Here is a 20,156-nt window from a genome sequence, read left to right as displayed (position 1 = left end):
TGATTTAAGACATGGTAGACAAACGCGATTCCTATACGAAAGAAGATCTTCTTGCCTCTGGTCGCGGTGAACTGTTTGGCGCTAAAGGCCCGCAGTTGCCGGCTCCGAATATGCTGATGATGGACCGCGTGGTCAAAATGACCGAAACCGGTGGCAACTATGATAAAGGCTATGTTGAAGCCGAACTCGATATCAATCCGGATATGTGGTTCTTCGGTTGCCATTTCATCGGCGATCCGGTGATGCCAGGCTGCCTCGGTCTCGACGCGATGTGGCAGTTAGTCGGTTTCTATCTGGGCTGGCTCGGCGGCGAAGGTAAAGGTCGCGCGCTGGGCGTGGGTGAAGTGAAATTTACCGGTCAGGTACTGCCTAGTGCGAAAAAAGTTACCTACCGCATCCACTTCAAACGCGTTGTAAACCGCCGTCTGGTAATGGGTATTGCTGATGGCGAAGTGCTGGTTGATGGTCATCTGATCTACAACGCAACCGATCTGAAAGTCGGTCTGTTCCAGGATACTTCTTCGTTCTGATAATCCCCCAGAACAGCGAAACCTCCGCAATGCGGAGGTTTCTTCCTTCTAAAGAGACAGGATCAGGCAATTACGGCCCTGTCCTCCATGGCTTCTCGCCAGCCTCCCAGCCAATGAGACTTTTGATTCAAAGCCTGATAAGGACACATTTCTTTTGATCGTCCGGTCATACCGGCTTGATAACCGCGTTGATGAGCCCGTTCCAGGCGATCTCGTTTTTGTCTCTTCATGCCTCGTTTCCCTCATTTTCAGTCTGGTGGAAAGAAAACAGTGATTACAAAATGTGCAACCACCCCTTACCAATACCTGCAAAAGCATGAGTCGTCAACGCGCAAAATTCACGCCAATGTCATATTTGTGAGCTATCAGAAAAATGCTTTGTACAAAGCGCGGCGGGATGTTCAGGTATCCTGTTAAGGGCAAAAGAAAAGCCGCTGCCAGATAAGTCGTTCCCGCAGCGGCTTGAGACCAGATTAAATATTCTTATGGCAGGCGAGATACTTCGCTGGCAATACTTTGTGCTGCCTGTTGCCAGCCGACCCCCAGTGCTTTAACCATAGCGTCATACCCGTCCTGTTGCTGCTTGAGCTCAATATGGAAAGGCCGCTTCAGCAGTTGCCCCTGATGGTTGAGCAACCATTCGCCGCTAACGATAACGCGTCCGTCGTAACGTCCATGGAAGCCCGTCACATTGACGTTAAGCGTATCCTGTTCGCTGCCGAGCGGTTGAGCGGAGACTACCCAGCCAGGCAGCTGCCCGGTCAGGTTAGTCACCAGCGTGTTGCGCAGTTGCTGGTCGAGCGGGCTGGCCCAAAGATTGCTGTTGGCAATATTATATTGAACCTCGGTCGTCTGGTACGCTACGCCGTTACCAGCCAGGTAATCAGGAACGGCGACCTGTTCTACCCACAGCAGACGATTACTGTCGGTTGCGGCGCGCTGCGTGACCGTCTGCGAGGCGGCAGGCAGTTGATACCAGATCGTTTCATCCGTGCTGCTGCACGCACTCAGCGCAACAGCCATGATGACCGGGAGCCACTTTTTCATTCTTTTGCCCTCTTCGGCTGCGGATCTTTTTTATTCTTCGCTTCAAATACCAGCGCGTTGCTCTTCTCATTAAGGGTTCGCAGAACCGGCTGCAGCTCGCGCAATACCTGATCGAGGCGCTGCATATCGGCCACCATCTTGTTATAGGCAGCAGAACCCGGCTGGAAGCCCTGCATGCTGCGGTTAAGCTCGCGCAGAGTACGTTGCATATCCGCAGGCAGATTCTGCGTCGATTCGCTGGCGGTCAGCTTGTTGAGGTTATCAAGCGTAGTCTGGAGGCGACGCATGGTACGCTGGCTTTCACTTAGCGTATTGGTAGCCTGTTGGATCATTGGATTGAGCGGCAGATTGTTAATCTTGTCCAGCGTATCCATCAGGCGCTGCTGGATTTGCGCCAGCCCACCGCTGACGGTTGGAATAACCAGATAATTGTTAAACGACGGCATCTGGGTTACTGGCGGCGCTTTCGGATAGAAATCCAGATCGATATAAAGCTGTCCCGTTACGAGGTTGCCGGTTTTCAGCGAGGCGCGCAGACCGTTTTTAACCACGTCCGGCAGATGCTTGCCAATTTCTGGATCTTCACCAAATTGATTAGCCAGCCGCTCCGGCTCAATGCGGATTAAGACAGGAATACGATAATCTTTCCTGACAGCTTGTTTCATACCGGGAACAAAGTAGGGCACCTGGGCGACCGTCCCCAGACGAATGCCGCGGAACTCGACCGGCGCCCCGGCCTGCAGACCACGTATGCTGTCGTCAAAGAACAACAGGTAGTCGATATGATCGGTATAGAGCGACTCCTGGATGCTTCGCTGATCGTCGAATAATTTGAACTCTGACTTCTCAGCCACCACCTGACCAGGCTCCCATCCCTCCGGCACGTCGAAGCTGACGCCGCCGCCAAAGAGTGTTGTCAGGGAACCCATCTCAACACGCATACCTGAAGCGCTGAGATCAACCGCAATGCCGCTGTCTTTCCAGAAACGCACGTTGCTGGTCACCAGCCGATCGTTTGGCGCATTGATGAACAACTGATAGCTAATGCTGCGCTTTTGCGGATCAAAGGTGCTGGTTTCTACTGAACCTACACGATAACCGCGGAACAGTACCGGGTCCCCGGGCGTTAATTGTCCCGCTTTGTTGCTGTCGAGAATGACACGGATCCCTTTTGCATCTGGCGGCGCCAACGGCGGCGAGTCCAGCAGCTGATAATTATCCGGCTGCGCGCCCTTAGTGCCAGGCTGCAGTTCGATATAGGCGCCTGAAAGCAGCGTCCCAAGCCCACTGATGCCCTCACGGCCTACTTGCGGTTTTACTACCCAAAAGACAGAGTCTTTATGCAGCAGCTTTTCCATATCAGGGTTCAGGCGCGCTTTGATTTCCACATGGTGAAGGTCATCGGTCAGCACGGCGCTTTCCACTATCCCAACATCCACGCTGCGGCTCTTAATCGCCGTTTTTCCGCCTTCGATCCCTTCCGCGTTGGTGGTAATAAGTGTGACTTCCGGCCCCTGATGGCTGTAGTGATAGAACAGAATCCAGGCGCCAATCAACGCCGTTACGATGGGGAATATCCAGACCGGCGACCAGTTTTTCACCTTCTGCACTTTGGCTTCCCCGCTAGTTTTTTCCATGTTCCGAAGACTCCTCATGGTTTACATCTGGTTCGCGATCCCAGGACAGACGCGGATCGAAGGTCATGGCGGCAAACATCGTGATGATAACCACCATAGCGAACAACACTGCGCCCCAGGCAGGATAGATATTCATTAGCGCACCCATGCGCACCAGCGCAGAAAGCACGGCGATAACAAACACGTCTATCATTGACCAGCGACCAACGAATTCGACAATTTCATAAATCAAATGCATTCTCTCGCTATCGCGCCGCTTGCCATGCCCTTTGGCATCCCAGCATAGCCAGGCGATGGCGATCATCTTTAAAGTAGGCACCATGATGCTGGCGATGAAAATCACCAGCGCGACGGGATAGGAGCCATCGCTCCAGAGCAATATTACCCCGGCCATAATGGTGGATGGCATTTCATCGCCCAGCAGGCTGGTTATCATAATCGGCAGGATATTGGCAGGCAGATAGAGCAAAATGGCGGTGATAAGCAGCGCCATTGTCCATTGCAGACTGTTTTTACGACGCACATAGCCTACCGTATGGCAGCGCGGGCAGCGCTTTTGCTCAGCAGGCAGAATGGCGGTACAGCAAGGGCAAGAGCGCAGCCCCTGACGAATACCGGGCACGCCAGTCTGAAACGCTCGTTCAATACGCGGCGCCGGCGCGATGTCGTCCCACAGCCATCGCCGGTCAACGCACTGAAAAGCGCGTAATTGCAGCAGGCAAAAGAAGCACCAGGCAGGGAAACTTGTGCCGACACCGATATCGCCATAAGCCATGAGTTTAACGAAACTCACCAGCACGCCTGCCAGAAAAATTTCCGCCATGCCCCAGCTTTTTAAGTCGAATAAGACTCGCGCCATGCCGCGCTTCAGCGCGGCAGGAAGCGGCACCCGGTTCACCAGCAGCAGAACAGCTATCAGGCAAAATGTCGGCACGCATTGCACAAACACCAGAAAAAACGTGCCGAGGCTTGCGTAATCTTCAGAGAACATGACGCCGGGGATTTCCAGCAAGTCCACTTCACTGGTCACCCCCGCCACTTTCATATTAACGAACGGAAAAAGGTTGGAGAGCAGCAGCATAAAGAGCGCGACCAACGCATAGGCTGAAGGGCGCTGGCGCGGCTCATCCCATTGCGTGGTGAGCGTTGTGCCGCAGCGCGGACACGCCGCCTTGCGTCCATTCTCCAGCGTCGGTATCTTCACCAGAAGATCGCACTGTGGGCAGAGTATATGCGCTGAAGCGTGATGGTGCTCATGCATGCCGGGGCTTCCTTATTTACTCACCGTTTTTCAGAGACTCCAGGTATTCCCAGCGTTCAAACGCTTCCTCCAGCGCTTTTTCCGCCGCCGCCAGCTCCTCCAGCACGCGCTGCGTGACATCGTGCGGCTGGTTAAAGAACGCCGCGTCGCTAACCTGCGCCTGCAGAGCTTCCATCTCCGCCTCCAGCTTTTCCAGCCGCTCAGGCAATTGTTCCAGTTCACGCTGCAAGTTATAGCTTAGTTTGTTAGCGGCGCGTTTGACAGTTTCCGGCTTTGCGGCGGGCGCTGGCGTTGTTTTTTTCTGCGTCGGCTCACGCAGTGCAGCGCTTGCAGCCTGCTGACCACGCGCATCATGATAGCCGCCGACATACTGGCCGATGCGGCCTTCACCCTCAAAAATCCAGCATTCAGTCACCGTATTGTCGACAAACTGGCGGTCATGGCTAACCAGCAGCACGGTGCCCTGATAACTGTCGATGAGCTCTTCAAGCAGCTCCAGCGTTTCCACGTCGAGATCGTTGGTGGGTTCGTCGAGGATAAGCAGGTTGCTGGGCTTGAGGAACAGGCGCGCCAGCAGCAGGCGGTTACGCTCGCCGCCAGAGAGCGCCCGGACCGGCGTCATGGCGCGTTTCGGGTGGAACAGAAAGTCCTGCAGGTAGCCCAGTACATGACGCGGCTTGCCGTTGACCATGACTTCCTGTTTGCCTTCAGCCAGGTTGTCCATCACGGTTCTTTCCGGGTCCAGCTCTGCGCGATGCTGGTCGAAATAGGCGACTTCAAGTTTGGTGCCCACGTGCACGCGGCCGCTGTCCGCGTTAAGCTGGCCGAGCATCAGCTTAAGCAGCGTGGTTTTGCCGCAGCCGTTAGGGCCAATCAGCGCGATTTTGTCGCTGCGCTGCACCTGGGCGCTGAAATCTTTCACCAGCACCCGGTCGGCCAGGCGGTAGCTGACCTCTTCCAGTTCGAAAACAATTTTGCCTGAACGGGTCGCCTCTTCCACCTGCATCTTCGCGCTGCCCATCACGTCGCGGCGTTCGCTGCGTTCACGGCGCATCGCTTTTAGCGCACGGACGCGCCCTTCGTTACGGGTGCGGCGAGCTTTAATGCCCTGGCGGATCCACACCTCTTCCTGCGCCAGCTTGCGATCGAATTCTGCGTTTTGCAGCTCTTCCACCCGCAGCGCTTCTTCTTTAGCGAGCAGATATTTATCGTAATCGCCAGGATAAGAGACCAGCTTGCCGCGATCCAGGTCAACGATGCGCGTCGCCATGTTGCGAATAAAGGAGCGGTCGTGAGAGATGAAAACAATGCTGCCGGAGAAGGTTTTCAGGAATCCCTCCAGCCAGTCGATAGTTTCAATATCCAGATGGTTAGTCGGTTCGTCGAGCAGCAGCACGCGCGGCCCGCTGACCAGCGCGCGACCAAGCGCGGCTTTGCGCAGCCAGCCGCCGGAAAGCGAGGCGAGCGGCGCATCGGCGTCCAGACCAAGCTGCGCCAGCACTTCGGTGATGCGGCTGTCTAGCTGCCACAGGCCGTGATGATCGAGCATTTCCTGCACCTGTGCCAGTTCAGCCAGGTTTTTCTCGCTTGGATCGCTCATCACTTTATGGGAGAGCTCGTGGTAGCGCTTGAGGTATTCCGCCTGCGCTTCCACCCCTTCGGCAACAAAGTCGTATACGCTGCCGACGACATCGCGCGGAGGATCTTGTTGCAGACGAGCCACAATCAGATCCTGTTCGTAGATAATTCGGCCATCGTCCAGCGGCACTTCACGGTTCAAAATTTTCATCAGGGTCGATTTGCCGGCCCCGTTGCGCCCGACCAGACAGACACGTTCATTTTCCTCGATATGCAGTTCAGCGTTATCGAGAAGCGGCGCATCGCTGAAGGAGAGCCAGGCGCCATGCATACTGATTAAAGACATACTTCGTTATTCCTTACCGGCGTGGGTGACCAGCCAGCAATTGTGAATGTGACGGTTACGGGCAAAATCCTGCGACTGGGTTTTCTGCGTAATTTCCTGCGCCTGAAGTCCCAGCGCCGCTATACCCTCGTGGTCCATGCGAAAGCCGCGCTTATTGTTGGAGAACATAATGGTGCCGCCTTTTCTTAACATCCGCTTGAGATCCTTCATCAGTTGCAGATGGTCGCGCTGCACGTCAAATGCCTCATCCATACGTTTTGAGTTAGAAAACGTCGGCGGGTCGATAAAAATCAGATCGAACTGTTCATTCGCTTCGCGCAGCCAGCTCAGGCAATCTGCCTGAATAAGCCGGTGAGCCCGCCCGCTTAACCCATTAAGGCGCAAGTTTCGCTCTGCCCACTCCAGATAAGTGCGCGACATATCGACTGTAGTCGTAGACCGGGCGCCGCCCAGGCCCGCATGAACGCTGGCGCTGCCGGTATAAGAAAAAAGATTCAGGAAATCTTTGCCTTTGCTCATCTCACCCAGCATACGGCGGGCAATGCGATGGTCGAGAAACAGGCCCGTATCGAGATAATCCGTCAGGTTTACCCACAGGCGCGCGTTATATTCCCGCACCTCCATAAATTCGCCCTTCTCCGCCATCTTCTGATACTGGTTCTTGCCTTTCTGACGCTCGCGGGTTTTCAGCACCAGTTTATTCGGCGCCAGGCCCAGCACGGAAATTGTCGCGGCGATCACGTCGAACAGGCGCTGGCGCGCTTTCGCCGGGTCGATGGTCTTTGGCGGCGCATACTCCTGAATCACCACCCAGTCGGCATAGCGGTCTACCGCCACGTTGTAGTCCGGCAGGTCGGCATCATAAATGCGATAGCACTCGATTCCCTCCTGCTTTGCCCATTTATCCAGCTTTTTAAGATTTTTGCGTAGGCGATTGGCATAATCCTCGGCCAGTTGCGCAGGCTCCGCGCCTGCCGCTGTTTCCGCCAGCTGATAGTTTTTCTGTACGCAGTCGAGCGGGCCGTTTTTCGCTTTAAACTGGCGGTCGGCACGCAATTGCAGGCAACTTAATAACTCCGGCGAGGCGCTGAAGAGGGAAAGCTTCCAGCCGCCGAACTGACTTTTCATGGTTCGGCCAAGCAGGCTGTGCAGCGCGATCAGCGCGGGTTCGCTTTCCAGGCGTTCGCCGTAAGGCGGGTTGCTGATAACGGCGCCGTGCGGCCCCTCCGGCTGCGGGTTTTTCAACTGCGCGACATCCTGCACGGAGAAAGCAATAAGATCCGCAAGACCGGCGCGACGGGCGTTAGTGCGGGCGCGCTCAATGACGCGCGGGTCGTTATCCGATCCATAAAAGCGCGACGCGTATTCGCTAAGCCCGCGGCGGGCGCGGACTTGCGCTTCGGTTTTTACCGCTTTCCACGTGTTTTCGTCGTGCTGCGACCAGCCGGTAAAGCCCCAGCGGGTGCGATGCAGGCCCGGCGCGCGATCGGTGGCGATCATGGCCGCCTCAATCAGCAACGTGCCGGAACCGCACATCGGGTCCAGCAGCGGCGTGCCCGGCTGCCAGCCGGAACGCATGACGATGGCCGCCGCCAGGTTTTCTTTAATCGGCGCCTGGCCTGTGCGATCGCGGTAGCCGCGCTGATGCAGCCCTTCGCCGCTAAGGTCGATGGCGATGCTGGCGGTTTCTTTATTCAACCAGACGTTAATGCGCAGGTCCGGCGCTTCGCGATCGACCGTCGGGCGCGGCAGATTTTTACGGGTAAAGGCATCGACGATGGCGTCTTTTACCTTCATCGCCCCGTACTGGCTGTTGCGGATGGTGTCATTCAGACCGCTGAAGTGAACGGCGAAGGTCGCATCCGGCGCCAGAAGCGAGGTCCAGTCGATAGCCTGAACGCCGAGATAAAGGTCCAGGTCGCTGTAAACTTTGCATTCGCCGAGCGGCAGCAAAATACGTGAAGCGAGACGGCTCCACATCAGGCTCTGGTAAAGCAGCGTAGTGTCGCCTTCAAAATGCACGCCACCCTGAACCACCTGACAGCGCTCGGCGCCGAGGCTCTCCAGTTCAGTTTTTAGCAGCTCTTCCAGACCACGCGCCGTACTGGCAAACAAAGAATTCATATCGTCACTTCGGTAAAAAGAAAATTGTTGCGCATTATAGCTAATCCACCACGCATGTCATAAAGTTGCCCTTTTATTTGTTCAGGCATGGAGGGCGCAATGATCGCACTGTCACGGCTTTATATTCACCCGGTAAAATCGATGCGCGGTATTCAGCTGTCGCACGCGCTGGCGGATGTCAGCGGCCTCGCTTTCGACCGCATTTTTATGGTGACCGAGACGGATGGCACCTTTATTACCGCACGCCAGCATCCGCAAATGGTATTGTTCACGCCCGCCATGCTGCATGACGGCCTCTACCTCGCCGCGCCGGACGGCAGTTCCGCGACGATTCGCTTTGCCGACTTTGCGCCTGAACCGTCGCCTACCGAAGTGTGGGGCAACCACTTCACTGCGCTGATCGCGCCTGCCGCCATTAATCGCTGGCTGAGCGGATTTTTCGGGCGTGACGTGCAGCTGCGCTGGGTCGGCCCGGCGCTTACCCGTCGGGTGAAGCGTCACCAGGAAGTGCCGCTCTCCTTCGCCGACGGTTATCCCTACCTGCTCACCAACGAAGCTTCGCTGCGCGACCTGCAAAACCGCTGTAAGGCAAGCGTCGCCATGAACCAGTTTCGCCCAAACCTGGTGGTCAGCGGTGCCAGCGCCTGGGAAGAAGATAGCTGGAAAGTCGTGCGCATCGGCGAGGTGGTCTTTGATGTCGCCAAGCCCTGCAGCCGCTGCATTTTTACGACCGTCAGCCCTGAAAAAGGACGTAAACATCCCGCTGGCGAACCGCTGGCGACGCTGCAAACCTTCCGTACCGCCCAGGATAATGGCGATGTCGATTTTGGCCAAAACCTGATTGCCCGCAACAGCGGCATCGTGCGCGTAGGCGATGAAGTAGAGATCCTTGAGCGTAAACCGGCAAAAGGGTATGGCGCCGGTGAAGTAGCGGAAAGCATCGCGACGCAAAGCGTACCCGAAGGCGTGGTAGAGATTGAATGGCAGGGACAAACCTTTCGCGGCAATAACCAGCAGATACTGCTGGAACAGCTTGAGCAGCAGGGCATCCGCGTCCCCTACTCCTGTCGGGCGGGCATTTGCGGCAGTTGCCGCATTACGCTTGTCGAAGGTGAAGTGCAGCCGCTTAAGCAGAACGCCGTTCGCGACGACGGCACCATTTTATGCTGTAGCTGCGTGCCGCGGGGCCCGGTAAAGCTTGCGGGTTAAACGGCTTGATCGAGGCTGAGGCTTTCCGGCGCCGCCTGAAGCTTCAGCCTGTCGTTCATGATTTTGATCGCATCGCCAAGCTGCATAGCGCGCCCGGCGAGATTCAGCGCAGGCTGCGCCAGCAGGCAAAGCGTCGCGTTCTCGCCCGGCTCCACCACCAGCAGGTTTACCGGCTCTGAGGTATCGCTCAGCCAGACACAAGCGGCGTCGCCACAGCGCGGCGTATCGCTATCGCCATGAGAAATAAAGTGCCAGCTTTTCGGCATTTGCGGCTTAAGAAAGCGGATAGCGACCAGCGCGTTAAGCACCAGCTCCGCACGCTGCTCGGCGCTAAGCAGCAGGTCGCGGCATTTTTCTTCAAAGGAGAAATAGAGGGCGGCGTCATCAACGCAAAAGCCAGCGGGTGAAAAGGCATCCGGCGTGAGCATTTTACGGGCGAAGCGTGAGCGAAAGATCATGCCATTGGCCAGATCGAGCATCATCCGATCGTGCTCTTCATCAAAATACCAACGCCAGTTATCGTCCGGCTTAATCCGCATAATTTGCCCCCAACCGCTTAAATGCCAACGAATATCTCTCTTTTTGCCGCTGCGTTTATTCTCTGAAAAAACAAAATAGTACAAAAGTATAAATAAGCAACATCTGGCGGACTATAAAACAACCAGGGCTGAAAATAAAGCCCTGGTCGGTCTGAAAAAGAGATGTTCAGAGGTGGGTGACAATCTCTTTAATCAGCGGCGGGCCTTTAAAAATAAAACCGGAATAAATTTGCACAAGCGTAGCGCCTGCGGCCATTTTCTCGCGTGCGGCAACAACCGAATCAATCCCGCCGACGCCGATAATCGGCAGCGCGCCTTTTAATTCCAGACTCAGGCGACGAATAATTTCCGTACTTTTTAACTGCAGCGGACGACCGCTCAACCCGCCGGTTTCATCACAATGTTTCATTCCCTGAACGAGGCTTCGGTCGAGCGTCGTATTTGTGGCAATAACCCCATCGATATTATGGCGAACCAGACTGTCAGCCACCTGAATTAATTCTTCTTCGGTCAAATCCGGGGCAATTTTCACCGCCAGCGGCACATATTTATGATGACGGTTTTGCAGGTCGCGCTGCTTTTCTTTAATCGCCGAGAGTAAATCATCCAGCGCTTCGCCATATTGCAGCGTGCGTAACCCGGGCGTATTAGGTGAAGAGATATTGATCGCGATATAACCGGCATAGGGATAAACTTTCTCCATGCAAATCAGGTAGTCATCTTTGCCCTGCTCAACCGGCGTGTCTTTATTCTTGCCGATATTAATCCCCAGCACGCCGTCGAAATGCGCCTTTTTGACATTCTCGACCAGATTATCCACGCCGAGATTATTAAAACCCATGCGGTTAATCAGCCCTTCCGCTTCCACCAGACGGAAGATACGCGGCTTGTCGTTGCCCGGCTGCGGGCGCGGCGTGACGGTGCCAATTTCGATGGAACCAAACCCCATCGCGCCGAATGCATCAATGCACTCGCCATTTTTATCAAGCCCGGCGGCAAGACCCAGCGGATTTTTAAACGTTAATCCCATGCAGGTAACCGGCTTTGCTGGCACAGACTGATGCACCAGCTTTTCCAGCGGCGTACCCGTTACGCGACGTAACTGTTGAAAGGTAAATTCATGAGCGCGCTCGGGGTCGAGCTGAAAAAGGGCTTTTCGAACGAAGGGGTAGTACATGAACTCTCCTGGATTCCCGGTGTGCAAACCGGGGCGCTATTATCCGCGATCGCTTTTATAAAGTGAATTGACCTGCGGCAAAAAAGCGCCCCGCCAGGCAAACGTTTTCCTTTTTTCCGCCGCTTTATGCGTTTTTTGGCATAGCGTCGCCGGAAATTTTAGTTAGTGACGCCTGCGGCTTCTGACACTATCTCATCAATTGTTATTAATGTTACCTAAAAGCAAACAATTGGTTATAAGGAGCCGTTATGCGAGTCATTACTCTGGCCGGAAGCCCACGCTTCCCCTCTCGCTCCAGCGCTTTACTGGAGTATGCCCGGGATAAGCTGAACACATCGGGCGTGGAAGTGTGCCACTGGCATCTGCAAAACTTCGCTCCGGAGGATTTGCTCTACGCTCGCTTCGACAGCCCTGCGCTGCGCACGTTGATTGAACAGCTGGAAGGCGCAGATGGGTTGATCATCGCCACGCCCGTCTACAAAGCCTCTTTCTCCGGCGCATTGAAAACGCTGCTGGATCTGCTGCCCGAACGGGCGCTGGAGAAAAAGGTGGTATTGCCGCTCGCCACCGGCGGCACCGTCGCTCATCTGCTCGCGGTGGACTATGCGTTAAAGCCTGTTTTGAGCGCGTTAAAAGCGCAGGAGATCCTGCATGGCGTGTTCGCCGACGACAGTCAGATAAAGGATTACCAGCATAAGCCCGCTTTTTCGCCCAACCTGCACCAGCGTCTGGATGCCGCGCTGGAAACGTTCTGGCAAGCGCTGCACCGCCGCGAAGTCAACGTTGCTTTCCCTTTTGCTGAACAAGGAGCGATTCATGCTTAATTTTCTTCGCCGCGCGCCGCTGCTGACGCTGGTTGGGCTGCTGGCGCTGCCTTTAATGCTTAACGCCGCTGAAACGGCGCCGCAGGCGCTGAGGATTGGTTATCAGAAAGGCTCGGTCAGCATGGTGCTGGCGAAAAGCCACCAGTTTTTAGAAACGCGCTATCCACATACCCGAATCAGTTGGGTCGAATTCCCGGCCGGGCCGCAGCTGCTTGAAGCGCTGAACGTCGGCAGCATCGATTTAGGCAGCACGGGGGATATTCCGCCTATCTTTGCCCAGGCGGCGGGTGCAGATCTGGTCTACATCGGTTCCGAACCGCCGAAACCGAAAGCCGAGGTGATCCTGGTGCCGGAAAACAGCCCGTTGAAAAGCGTGGCGGATCTGAAAGGCCATAAGGTGGCGTTTCAGAAAGGCTCCAGCTCACACAATCTGCTGTTGAGGGCGCTGCAAAAAGCGGGACTCTCATTTAACGATATCCAGCCAGCCTTCCTTACTCCTGCCGATGCCCGCGCCGCTTTTCAGCAGGGCAACGTAGACGCCTGGGCTATCTGGGACCCGTACTATTCCGCCGCGCTGCTGCAGGGCGGCGTGCGCGTGCTGACTGATGGCAGCGACCTGAATCTGACCGGTTCGTTTTACCTCGCTGCTCGCCCGTATGCTGAGAAAAACGGCGCTTTCCTGCAAAGCGTATTGCAAACCTTCAGCGAGGCGGACGCGCTGACGCGCAGCCAGCGCGATGAAAGCGTAAAGCTGCTGGCGCAAAGCATGGGGCTGCCGGAGCCGGTTATCGCCAGTTATCTTGATCATCGCCCGCCTACGGCCATTACGCCGGTAAATGAAGAGACTGCCGTGCGTCAGCAACACACCGCCGACCTGTTTTATGACAACCACCTGGTGCCAAAAAAAGTGGATATCCGCACCCGCATCTGGCAACCCGCAGAGACAAAAGGAGCTAAATCATGAGCCTGAACCTGTTCTGGTTTCTACCCACCCATGGCGACGGTCACTACCTCGGCAGCGATGAAGGCGCGCGCCCGGTGGACTACGGCTACCTGCAACAAATAGCGCAGGCGGCGGACCGACTGGGCTTTACCGGCGTGTTGATCCCGACTGGCCGCTCCTGCGAGGATGCGTGGTTGGTGGCGGCATCGATGATCCCGGTGACTCAGCGGCTGAAGTTTCTGGTGGCGCTGCGCCCAGGCGTGATATCACCGACTGTCGCAGCGCGTCAGGCGGCCACGCTCGACCGGCTTTCCAACGGACGAGCGCTCTTTAACCTGGTGACAGGCAGCGACCCGCAGGAGCTCGCCGCCGATGGCGTTTTCCTCGATCATACTGCGCGCTATGAAGCGTCGGCCGAGTTTACTCGCGTCTGGCGCATGCTGCTGGAGGGGGAAACGGTGGATTATGAAGGCAAGCATATTCGCGTACGCGGCGCAAAGCTGCTTTTCCCGCCCGTCCAGCAGCCGCGACCGCCGCTCTACTTCGGTGGCTCGTCCGACGTGGCGCAGGACCTGGCCGCTGAACAGGTCGACCTCTATTTGACCTGGGGCGAGCCGCCGGAGCAGGTAAAAGAGAAAATCGCGCAGGTGCGCGCAAAGGCGGCGTTGCACGGGCGCAGCGTGCGTTTTGGCATTCGTTTACACGTGATTGTGCGTGAAACCAACGAAGAGGCCTGGCGGGCGGCCGATCGGCTGATTGAAAAAGTGGATGACGAAACCATCAGCAAGGCGCAGGCGGCGTTAGCCCGCACTGATTCCGTCGGCCAGCACCGTATGGCGGCGCTGCACAACGGCAAACGCGACAACCTTGAAATCAGCCCTAACCTCTGGGCGGGCGTCGGGCTGGTGCGCGGCGGCGCAGGCACGGCGCTGGTGGGCGACGGCCCCACGGTGGCGGCGCGCATCAATGAGTATGCCGCGCTGGGTATCGACAGCTTTATTCTTTCCGGTTATCCGCATCTGGAAGAGGCTTACCGCGTAGGCGAACTGCTCTTCCCGCATCTGGATATCGCTATCCCGCAAGTGCCGCAGCCGCAGAGGTTGCAGCAACAAGGCGAAGCCGTTGCCAACGAATTTCTGCCGCGACGGGTAGCGCAAAGCTAAGGAGGACGGCATGACGACGACTTCACGCAGGTGGCTCTATCGGGCCGCGCCCTGGCTGCTGCCGGTGGGCATCATTGTTATCTGGCAATTCGCTTCGCAAACGGGCTGGCTCTCCACACGCATTTTACCCTCCCCGGAAGGGGTGGTGGAGGCGTTCTGGAACCTGTCGGCGAGCGGCGAGCTCTGGCATCACCTCGCCATTAGCGCCTGGCGGGCGCTGATTGGTTTCTCGATTGGCGGCGCGCTCGGCCTGATGCTCGGTCTTATCAGCGGCCTTTCACGCTGGGGAGAACGGCTGCTTGATACCTCTATCCAGATGCTGCGCAACGTGCCGCATCTGGCGCTTATCCCGCTGGTTATCCTCTGGTTCGGCATTGATGAGAGCGCCAAAATTTTCCTGGTAGCGCTCGGAACGCTTTTTCCGATTTATATCAATACCTGGCACGGGATCCGTAACATCGACCAGGGGTTGCTGGAAATGGCCCGCAGCTATGGTCTTTCGGGCTTCAGCCTGTTTGCGCAGGTGATCCTGCCGGGAGCCCTTCCCTCCATTATGGTCGGCGTACGCTTCGCGCTGGGGTTGATGTGGCTGACGCTTATCGTGGCGGAAACCATTTCGGCGAATGCCGGCATCGGCTATCTGGCGATGAATGCGCGCGAATTTCTGCAAACCGACGTGGTGGTAGTCGCCATCGTTCTTTACGCCCTGCTCGGCAAGCTAGCCGACGTAAGCGCCCAGCAGCTTGAGCGCCTCTGGCTGCGCTGGCATCCGGCCTACAGGCAACAGGAGAAAACCGCATGAATACGGCAAGGCTGAATCAGGGTACGCCGCTGCTGCTGGATGGCGTAACCAAACGCTACGGCGACAAAACTATTCTTGATGGACTGAACCTGCATATTCCCGCCGGGCAATTTGTGGCGGTGGTCGGGCGCAGCGGCGGCGGGAAGAGCACGCTGCTGCGCCTGCTCGCAGGGCTTGAAGAGCCGGACGGCGGCGTTTTGCGGGCAGGCAATGCGTTGCTCAGCGAAGCGCAGGAGGAGACGCGCCTGATGTTCCAGGATGCGCGCCTGCTGCCCTGGAAAAAGGTAATTGATAACGTTGGGCTGGGGCTAAAGGGCGACTGGCGGCCCAGGGCGCGTGAGGCGCTGGCGGCCGTCGGGCTTGAAAGCCGCGCCAGTGAATGGCCGGCTGCGCTCTCAGGCGGACAAAAACAGCGCGTGGCGCTTGCCCGGGCGTTGATTCATCGCCCTGGCCTTCTGTTGCTGGATGAACCCCTTGGCGCGCTTGATGCGCTTACCCGACTCGAAATGCAGGCGCTCATTACCGAACTCTGGCAGCAGCATGGTTTCACCGTTCTGCTGGTAACGCATGATGTGAGTGAAGCGGTGGCGATGGCGGACCGGGTGCTGCTGATTGAAGACGGGAAAATTGGTCTCGATCTCCCGGTCGAACTCGCGCGTCCCCGGCGCACCGGCTCGCCGCGGCTGGCGGAGCTGGAAGCAGAGGTGCTGGAGCGGGTAATGCGCAAAAGCGAACAGAAATTTGTGGCGCGGCGCGTCAGCCACGGGTAAGAAAAGCCCTGCGATATGCAGGGCTTTTTGTATTACGCCAGCGCCTTACTGATTTTCTCGTAGAGATCGCCAGAAAGGTTCGGCAACGCCCTGAGCGTTTCCAGTGCGGCGCGCATCAGCGCCTGACGGTTGGCATCATAGCGCTTCAGGCGGATAAGCGGCTCTATCAGGCGGGAGGCCACTTGCGGGTTGCGGCTGTTGAGCTCGGTGAGCATCTCCACCATAAACTGATAGCCGCTGCCGTCCTCGGCATGGAACGCCGCCGGGTTGCTGCCTGCGAATGCGCCAATCAGCGAGCGCACGCGGTTCGGGTTGCCGAGGCTGAACGAACGGTGATTAAGCAACTCGCGCACTTTTTGCAGTGCATTTTGCGCCGGGCTGGTCGCCTGCAGGATGAACCATTTATCCATCACCAGGCCATCCTGATGCCATTTCTCGTCGTACTCCGCCAGCAGCGTGTCACGGCAAGGCAACTGCGCCCCGACCGCAGCGGCCAGCGCGGCCAGCGCATCGGTCATATTGTCGGCGGAGTGATACTGCTGGCTGACCAGCTTGTCAGCCAGCTGGACATCGCCAAACGCCAGATAGTGCAGGCAGATGTTACGCAGCGCGCGCTTGCCGATGTCAGCATGATCGACGCGGTAGCCTTCAAGCTTCGTGGCGTTGTACACCGCAAGGAATTCATCCGCCAGTTCGGTCGCCAGCGTGCGGGTCAGCGCCTGATGCACCGCCGCGATAGCCAGCGGGTCGATAGTCTGGAACAGCTCGGCCATCTCATTTTGCGACGGCAGCGTGAGGATTTCCGCCGCCAGCGCCGGGTCGATGGTGTCATCCAGCAAAATAGCGCGGAAAGCGTCCGCCACATGCAACGGCAGCGAAAGCGGCTGCTGTTGCTGGAAGCGAGCCACGTTCAGCTTGATATATGTCGCAAGCAGGCTTTGCGCCGCATCCCAGCGGGAGAAATCGTTACGCGCGTGGCGCATCAGGAACGTGAGCTGCTGATCGCTCCACTTGTATTCAAGCTTCACGGGCGCGGAGAATTCGCGCAGCAGCGAAGGCACCGGCTGGCACGGCACATTGTCAAAGACAAAAGTCTGCTCCGCCTGGGTCAGGTTCAGCACGTTCGATACCGGGTGGCCTTCACGCTGCAGAGCGATAACCTTGCCTTCGTGATCGTAGAGTTCGATGTCGAACGGGATATGCAGCGGCAGTTTCTCCTGCTGATCCGGCGTCGGCGGCGTGTGTTGCGTCAGCTTCAGGGTATATTGCTCGGCTTGCGGATCGTAATCGTCCTGCGCCGTGACAACCGGCGTGCCGGACTGGCTGTACCAGCGGCGGAAGTGTGAAAGGTCAACATTTGACGCGTCCTCCATCGCCTGCACAAAATCGTCGCAGGTGGCGGCGCTGCCGTCATGGCGCTCAAAATAGAGCTGCATCCCTCTCTGGAAATTCTCTTCGCCGAGCAGAGTATGCATCATGCGAATCACTTCCGACCCTTTTTCATAAACGGTCAGGGTGTAGAAGTTATTCATTTCGATGACCATATCCGGGCGGATCGGGTGCGCCATCGGGCTTGCGTCTTCAGCAAATTGTAAACCGCGCATGGTGCGCACGTTGCTGATGCGGTTAACGGCGCGGGAGCCGAGATCTGAACTGAATTCCTGGTCGCGGAAAACGGTCAGCCCCTCTTTCAGGCTGAGCTGGAACCAGTCGCGGCAGGTGACGCGGTTGCCGGTCCAGTTATGGAAATATTCGTGGCCGATAACGCGCTCAATGTTCAGGTAATCTTTATCAGTTGCCGTTTCGGCGCGAGCCAGCACGAATTTGGAGTTAAAGACGTTAAGGCCTTTGTTCTCCATCGCGCCCATATTAAAGAAGTCCACCGCGACTATCATATAAATGTCGAGATCGTACTCCAGGCCAAAGCGCTGCTCGTCCCACTTCATGGAGTTTTTCAGCGAAGTCATCGCCCAACTGGCGCGATCGAGATTGCCGCGATCGACGAAGAGTTCCAGCGCGACGTCCCGACCGGAACGGGTAGTAAAGGTGTCGCGCAGCACGTCGAAATCTCCCGCCACCAGCGCAAACAAATAGCACGGTTTAGGGAACGGGTCCTGCCACTGCGTCCAGTGGCGACCGCCTTCCAGCTCGCCCTGGCCTACACGGTTGCCGTTAGAAAGCAGGAAGGGGTATTTGGTTTTATCGGCGATGATTTTCGTTGTGAAACGGGCCAGCACGTCCGGACGGTCCAGATACCAGGTAATATGACGAAAGCCTTCCGCTTCGCACTGAGTGCAGATCGCTTCGCCCGACTGATAAAGCCCTTCCAGCGCGGTATTGGTCGCCGGGCTGATGGTATTGACGATTTTAAGGGTAAAGCGCTCCGGCAGATTCTCAAGGACTAACGCGCCCTCTTCCAGTCGATAATCCTGCCAGGGAGCATCATTAATATGTAAAGAAACCAGAGTAAGGTCTTCGCCGTCGAGACGCAGCGGCGCCGCGGCGGCGGCGTTACGGCTAATCTGGCTTACCGCAGTGACCACGGTTTGGGCGGCATCCAGTTCAAAGGTCAAGTCAATATCGCTGATGAAATAGTCCGGCGCACGGTAGTCGTGGCGGTATTTGGCTTGTGGCTGTTGAGTCATATAAAACCTTATGCATGGTCCGTATGGTTACGCCTCAGTCTATTCCTGTTGCGATAATGTTGCCACGCAGAATCTTTATCTTTTCCGTGCACTCATGCAGCTTTGCTACATTTAGATAACATAGGCACAAAATGCCCTCGACCTGCGACAGGGGTTGTGTTGTGATCCTGCTTCAATAAACCGATAATCAGGGTATACTCCTGCGTCTTTATCTGCTTAGCCCTTGATGGAAACGCTCCTGTGAGAGGATGCCATTTCGCACCATGACACAATTCGCTTCCCCCATACTGCAAACGCTGCTGGACACCGATGCCTATAAACTGCATATGCAGCAGGCGGTTTTCCACCACTATTATGATGTGCATGTCGCAGCGGAATTTCGCTGTCGTGGTGACGACCTGCTGGGCATTTATGCTGAGGCTATTCGCGAACAGGTGAACGCTATGCAGCATCTCGCGCTTAGCGAAGAGGAGTTCCAGTGGCTCTCCGGCCTGCCTTTCTTTAAAGCTGACTACCTCGCCTGGCTTAAAACATTCCGCTTTGACCCTTCGCAGGTCGATATCAGCAACGACAATGGTAAGCTGAATATCCGCTTAAGCGGGCCATGGCGTGAAGTCATTCTGTGGGAAGTGCCGCTGCTGGCGGTTATCAGCGAACTGGTGCACCGCTTCCGCTCTCCTGAAGCGAACGTTCAACTGGCGCTTGCGCACCTTGAAAGCAAACTCGCTGATTTTCGTACTCTAACCGCAGACCTCGACCTCAGCGCATTCCGTCTGATGGACTTCGGCACCCGTCGCCGCTTCTCCCGCGACGTTCAGCAGGCCATTGTCGAACGTTTGCAGCAGGAACCCTGGTTTATCGGCACCAGCAACTACGATCTCGCCCGCCGTCTTTCGCTCACGCCAATGGGCACCCAGGCGCACGAATGGTTCCAGGCGCACCAGCAGATTAGCCCGGTTCTCGCTAACAGCCAGATTGCGGCGCTGCGGGCATGGCTTGATGAGTATCCGAACCAGCTTGGCATCGCGCTGACGGACTGCATTACTATGGATGCATTCCTGCGCGATTTCGGTCCTGATTTCGCTACCCGTTATCAGGGCTTGCGTCATGACTCGGGAGACCCGGTGCAATGGGGCGAAAAGGCTATCGCGCACTACGAGCGCCTTGGTATCGACCCGCTCAGCAAAACGCTGGTGTTCTCCGATAACCTCGATTTGCCGAAAGCGCTCTTGCTCTATCGCCACTTCGCTTCACGCGTTCAGCTCGGTTTTGGCATCGGCACCCGGCTGACCTGCGATATTCCCGGCGTTAAACCGCTCAACATCGTGATTAAGCTTGTGGAATGCAACGGCAAACCGGTGGCGAAGCTCTCCGACAGTCCTGGCAAAACCATTTGCCACGATAAAGCGTTTGTACGCGCGCTGCGCAAGGCTTTCGACCTGCCGCAGGTGAAAATCGCCAGCTAACCCCTTCCGGGAGCGGCTTCGCTCCCGAATCCCCCCTCTCCTTTCCGATTTCTTTGTTTCACGCCGCGAATTCTGCTTGTCTGATGGCGCGCGCC

Annotated in this window: 17 protein-coding genes; 8 read left to right on the top strand and 9 right to left on the bottom strand. The window is 56.7% G+C overall.

Annotated features, from left to right (window positions below; genetic code table 11):
• Window positions 1-11 precede the first annotated feature (11 nt).
• Window positions 12-530 carry a bifunctional 3-hydroxydecanoyl-ACP dehydratase/trans-2-decenoyl-ACP isomerase gene (gene fabA, locus IEX01_RS03505; protein ID WP_024556964.1) on the top strand — a complete coding sequence of 173 codons (519 nt, stop codon included), beginning with the start codon at window positions 12-14 and terminating at the stop codon, window positions 528-530.
• A 62-nt stretch (window positions 531-592) separates the two neighbouring features.
• Here fabA and rmf read toward each other — a convergent pair whose 3' ends face one another.
• The 6 genes from rmf to rlmKL all read right to left on the bottom strand — a co-directional run bounded on the left by rmf (window position 593) and on the right by rlmKL (window position 8,523).
• Complete coding sequence (gene rmf / locus IEX01_RS03500) at window positions 593-760, bottom strand: ribosome modulation factor (protein ID WP_049294256.1); 168 nt, start codon at window positions 758-760, stop codon at window positions 593-595.
• Window positions 761-1,013: 253 nt separating this feature from the next.
• Window positions 1,014-1,577: a membrane integrity-associated transporter subunit PqiC gene (pqiC, locus tag IEX01_RS03495; RefSeq protein WP_048888423.1), complete on the bottom strand. Its 564-nt coding sequence runs from the start codon at window positions 1,575-1,577 to the stop codon at window positions 1,014-1,016.
• Window positions 1,574-3,214 (bottom strand): intermembrane transport protein PqiB, encoded by a 1,641-nt coding sequence (pqiB, locus tag IEX01_RS03490; RefSeq protein WP_034882028.1) that lies wholly within the window; start codon window positions 3,212-3,214, stop codon window positions 1,574-1,576. The genes pqiC and pqiB overlap by 4 nt, the downstream gene beginning before the upstream one ends.
• Window positions 3,201-4,475: a membrane integrity-associated transporter subunit PqiA gene (pqiA, locus tag IEX01_RS03485; RefSeq protein ID WP_024556967.1), complete on the bottom strand. Its 1,275-nt coding sequence runs from the start codon at window positions 4,473-4,475 to the stop codon at window positions 3,201-3,203. Before pqiA ends, pqiB begins: the two co-directional genes overlap by 14 nt.
• A gap of 16 nt (window positions 4,476-4,491) precedes the next feature.
• Complete coding sequence (locus IEX01_RS03480; protein ID WP_024556968.1) at window positions 4,492-6,399, bottom strand: ABC transporter ATP-binding protein; 1,908 nt, start codon at window positions 6,397-6,399, stop codon at window positions 4,492-4,494.
• Between the two features lie 6 nt (window positions 6,400-6,405).
• Window positions 6,406-8,523, bottom strand: a complete 2,118-nt coding sequence (gene rlmKL, locus IEX01_RS03475) for a bifunctional 23S rRNA (guanine(2069)-N(7))-methyltransferase RlmK/23S rRNA (guanine(2445)-N(2))-methyltransferase RlmL (RefSeq protein WP_024560855.1) — start codon at window positions 8,521-8,523, stop codon at window positions 6,406-6,408.
• A 99-nt stretch (window positions 8,524-8,622) separates the two neighbouring features.
• Between rlmKL and IEX01_RS03470 the strand changes: the two genes are divergently transcribed.
• Complete coding sequence (locus tag IEX01_RS03470) at window positions 8,623-9,732, top strand: YcbX family protein (RefSeq protein WP_024560856.1); 1,110 nt, start codon at window positions 8,623-8,625, stop codon at window positions 9,730-9,732.
• On the opposite strand, the gene zapC is transcribed toward IEX01_RS03470, so the two are convergent.
• Entirely contained in the window at window positions 9,729-10,271 is a 543-nt protein-coding gene (gene zapC, locus IEX01_RS03465; protein ID WP_024556971.1) for a cell division protein ZapC, read from the bottom strand. The genes IEX01_RS03470 and zapC overlap by 4 nt on opposite strands.
• Before the next feature lie 166 nt (window positions 10,272-10,437).
• A complete protein-coding gene (gene pyrD / locus IEX01_RS03460) occupies window positions 10,438-11,448 on the bottom strand; it encodes a quinone-dependent dihydroorotate dehydrogenase (RefSeq protein WP_024560857.1) in 1,011 nt (336 codons plus the stop codon).
• Between the two features lie 248 nt (window positions 11,449-11,696).
• Here pyrD and ssuE point away from each other — a divergent pair, with 248 nt between their 5' ends.
• From ssuE to ssuB, 5 genes are read left to right on the top strand one after another with little or no spacing between them, the layout of a single operon-like run.
• Window positions 11,697-12,272 (top strand): NADPH-dependent FMN reductase, encoded by a 576-nt coding sequence (ssuE, locus tag IEX01_RS03455; RefSeq protein ID WP_024556973.1) that lies wholly within the window; start codon window positions 11,697-11,699, stop codon window positions 12,270-12,272.
• On the top strand, window positions 12,265-13,236 hold the full coding sequence (locus tag IEX01_RS03450; protein WP_024556974.1) for a sulfonate ABC transporter substrate-binding protein: 972 nt from the start codon (window positions 12,265-12,267) through the stop codon (window positions 13,234-13,236). Before ssuE ends, IEX01_RS03450 begins: the two co-directional genes overlap by 8 nt.
• A complete protein-coding gene (gene ssuD, locus IEX01_RS03445) occupies window positions 13,233-14,378 on the top strand; it encodes an FMNH2-dependent alkanesulfonate monooxygenase (RefSeq protein ID WP_188723268.1) in 1,146 nt (381 codons plus the stop codon). Before IEX01_RS03450 ends, ssuD begins: the two co-directional genes overlap by 4 nt.
• A 10-nt stretch (window positions 14,379-14,388) precedes the next feature.
• Window positions 14,389-15,180, top strand: a complete 792-nt coding sequence (ssuC, locus tag IEX01_RS03440) for an aliphatic sulfonate ABC transporter permease SsuC (protein WP_024561456.1) — start codon at window positions 14,389-14,391, stop codon at window positions 15,178-15,180.
• The gene (ssuB, locus tag IEX01_RS03435) at window positions 15,177-15,950 is read left to right on the top strand and encodes an aliphatic sulfonates ABC transporter ATP-binding protein (protein WP_188723267.1); all 774 of its coding nucleotides are present in this window, start codon (window positions 15,177-15,179) and stop codon (window positions 15,948-15,950) included. The genes ssuC and ssuB overlap by 4 nt, the downstream gene beginning before the upstream one ends.
• Before the next feature lie 32 nt (window positions 15,951-15,982).
• On the opposite strand, the gene pepN is transcribed toward ssuB, so the two are convergent.
• Window positions 15,983-18,595: an aminopeptidase N gene (gene pepN, locus IEX01_RS03430; RefSeq protein ID WP_188723266.1), complete on the bottom strand. Its 2,613-nt coding sequence runs from the start codon at window positions 18,593-18,595 to the stop codon at window positions 15,983-15,985.
• A gap of 263 nt (window positions 18,596-18,858) precedes the next feature.
• On the opposite strand from pepN, the gene pncB reads away from it, so the two are divergent.
• Complete coding sequence (pncB, locus tag IEX01_RS03425; RefSeq protein WP_024561459.1) at window positions 18,859-20,061, top strand: nicotinate phosphoribosyltransferase; 1,203 nt, start codon at window positions 18,859-18,861, stop codon at window positions 20,059-20,061.
• Window positions 20,062-20,156 lie beyond the last annotated feature (95 nt).

Origin of the sequence: Franconibacter daqui (assembly GCF_014644275.1) — a bacterium.
Taxonomy (GTDB): Bacteria; Pseudomonadota; Gammaproteobacteria; order Enterobacterales; family Enterobacteriaceae; genus Franconibacter; species Franconibacter pulveris.
Note: the sequence above shows the minus strand (reverse complement) of the source record. Positions and strands in the feature narration are given on the sequence as shown.

What these genes read in the sequence shown, in the direction of transcription:
- rmf (WP_049294256.1), bottom strand. Translation starts at nt 760, where the DNA reads ATGAAGAGACAAAAACGAGATCGCCTGGAACGGGCTCATCAACGCGGT.
- ssuB (WP_188723267.1), top strand. Translation starts at nt 15,177, where the DNA reads ATGAATACGGCAAGGCTGAATCAGGGTACGCCGCTGCTGCTGGATGGC.
- pqiA (WP_024556967.1), bottom strand. Translation starts at nt 4,475, where the DNA reads ATGCATGAGCACCATCACGCTTCAGCGCATATACTCTGCCCACAGTGC.
- IEX01_RS03450 (WP_024556974.1), top strand. Translation starts at nt 12,265, where the DNA reads ATGCTTAATTTTCTTCGCCGCGCGCCGCTGCTGACGCTGGTTGGGCTG.
- pqiC (WP_048888423.1), bottom strand. Translation starts at nt 1,577, where the DNA reads ATGAAAAAGTGGCTCCCGGTCATCATGGCTGTTGCGCTGAGTGCGTGC.
- rlmKL (WP_024560855.1), bottom strand. Translation starts at nt 8,523, where the DNA reads ATGAATTCTTTGTTTGCCAGTACGGCGCGTGGTCTGGAAGAGCTGCTA.
- ssuC (WP_024561456.1), top strand. Translation starts at nt 14,389, where the DNA reads ATGACGACGACTTCACGCAGGTGGCTCTATCGGGCCGCGCCCTGGCTG.
- ssuD (WP_188723268.1), top strand. Translation starts at nt 13,233, where the DNA reads ATGAGCCTGAACCTGTTCTGGTTTCTACCCACCCATGGCGACGGTCAC.
- pqiB (WP_034882028.1), bottom strand. Translation starts at nt 3,214, where the DNA reads ATGGAAAAAACTAGCGGGGAAGCCAAAGTGCAGAAGGTGAAAAACTGG.
- IEX01_RS03480 (WP_024556968.1), bottom strand. Translation starts at nt 6,399, where the DNA reads ATGTCTTTAATCAGTATGCATGGCGCCTGGCTCTCCTTCAGCGATGCG.
- zapC (WP_024556971.1), bottom strand. Translation starts at nt 10,271, where the DNA reads ATGCGGATTAAGCCGGACGATAACTGGCGTTGGTATTTTGATGAAGAG.
- IEX01_RS03470 (WP_024560856.1), top strand. Translation starts at nt 8,623, where the DNA reads ATGATCGCACTGTCACGGCTTTATATTCACCCGGTAAAATCGATGCGC.
- pepN (WP_188723266.1), bottom strand. Translation starts at nt 18,595, where the DNA reads ATGACTCAACAGCCACAAGCCAAATACCGCCACGACTACCGTGCGCCG.
- fabA (WP_024556964.1), top strand. Translation starts at nt 12, where the DNA reads ATGGTAGACAAACGCGATTCCTATACGAAAGAAGATCTTCTTGCCTCT.
- ssuE (WP_024556973.1), top strand. Translation starts at nt 11,697, where the DNA reads ATGCGAGTCATTACTCTGGCCGGAAGCCCACGCTTCCCCTCTCGCTCC.
- pyrD (WP_024560857.1), bottom strand. Translation starts at nt 11,448, where the DNA reads ATGTACTACCCCTTCGTTCGAAAAGCCCTTTTTCAGCTCGACCCCGAG.
- pncB (WP_024561459.1), top strand. Translation starts at nt 18,859, where the DNA reads ATGACACAATTCGCTTCCCCCATACTGCAAACGCTGCTGGACACCGAT.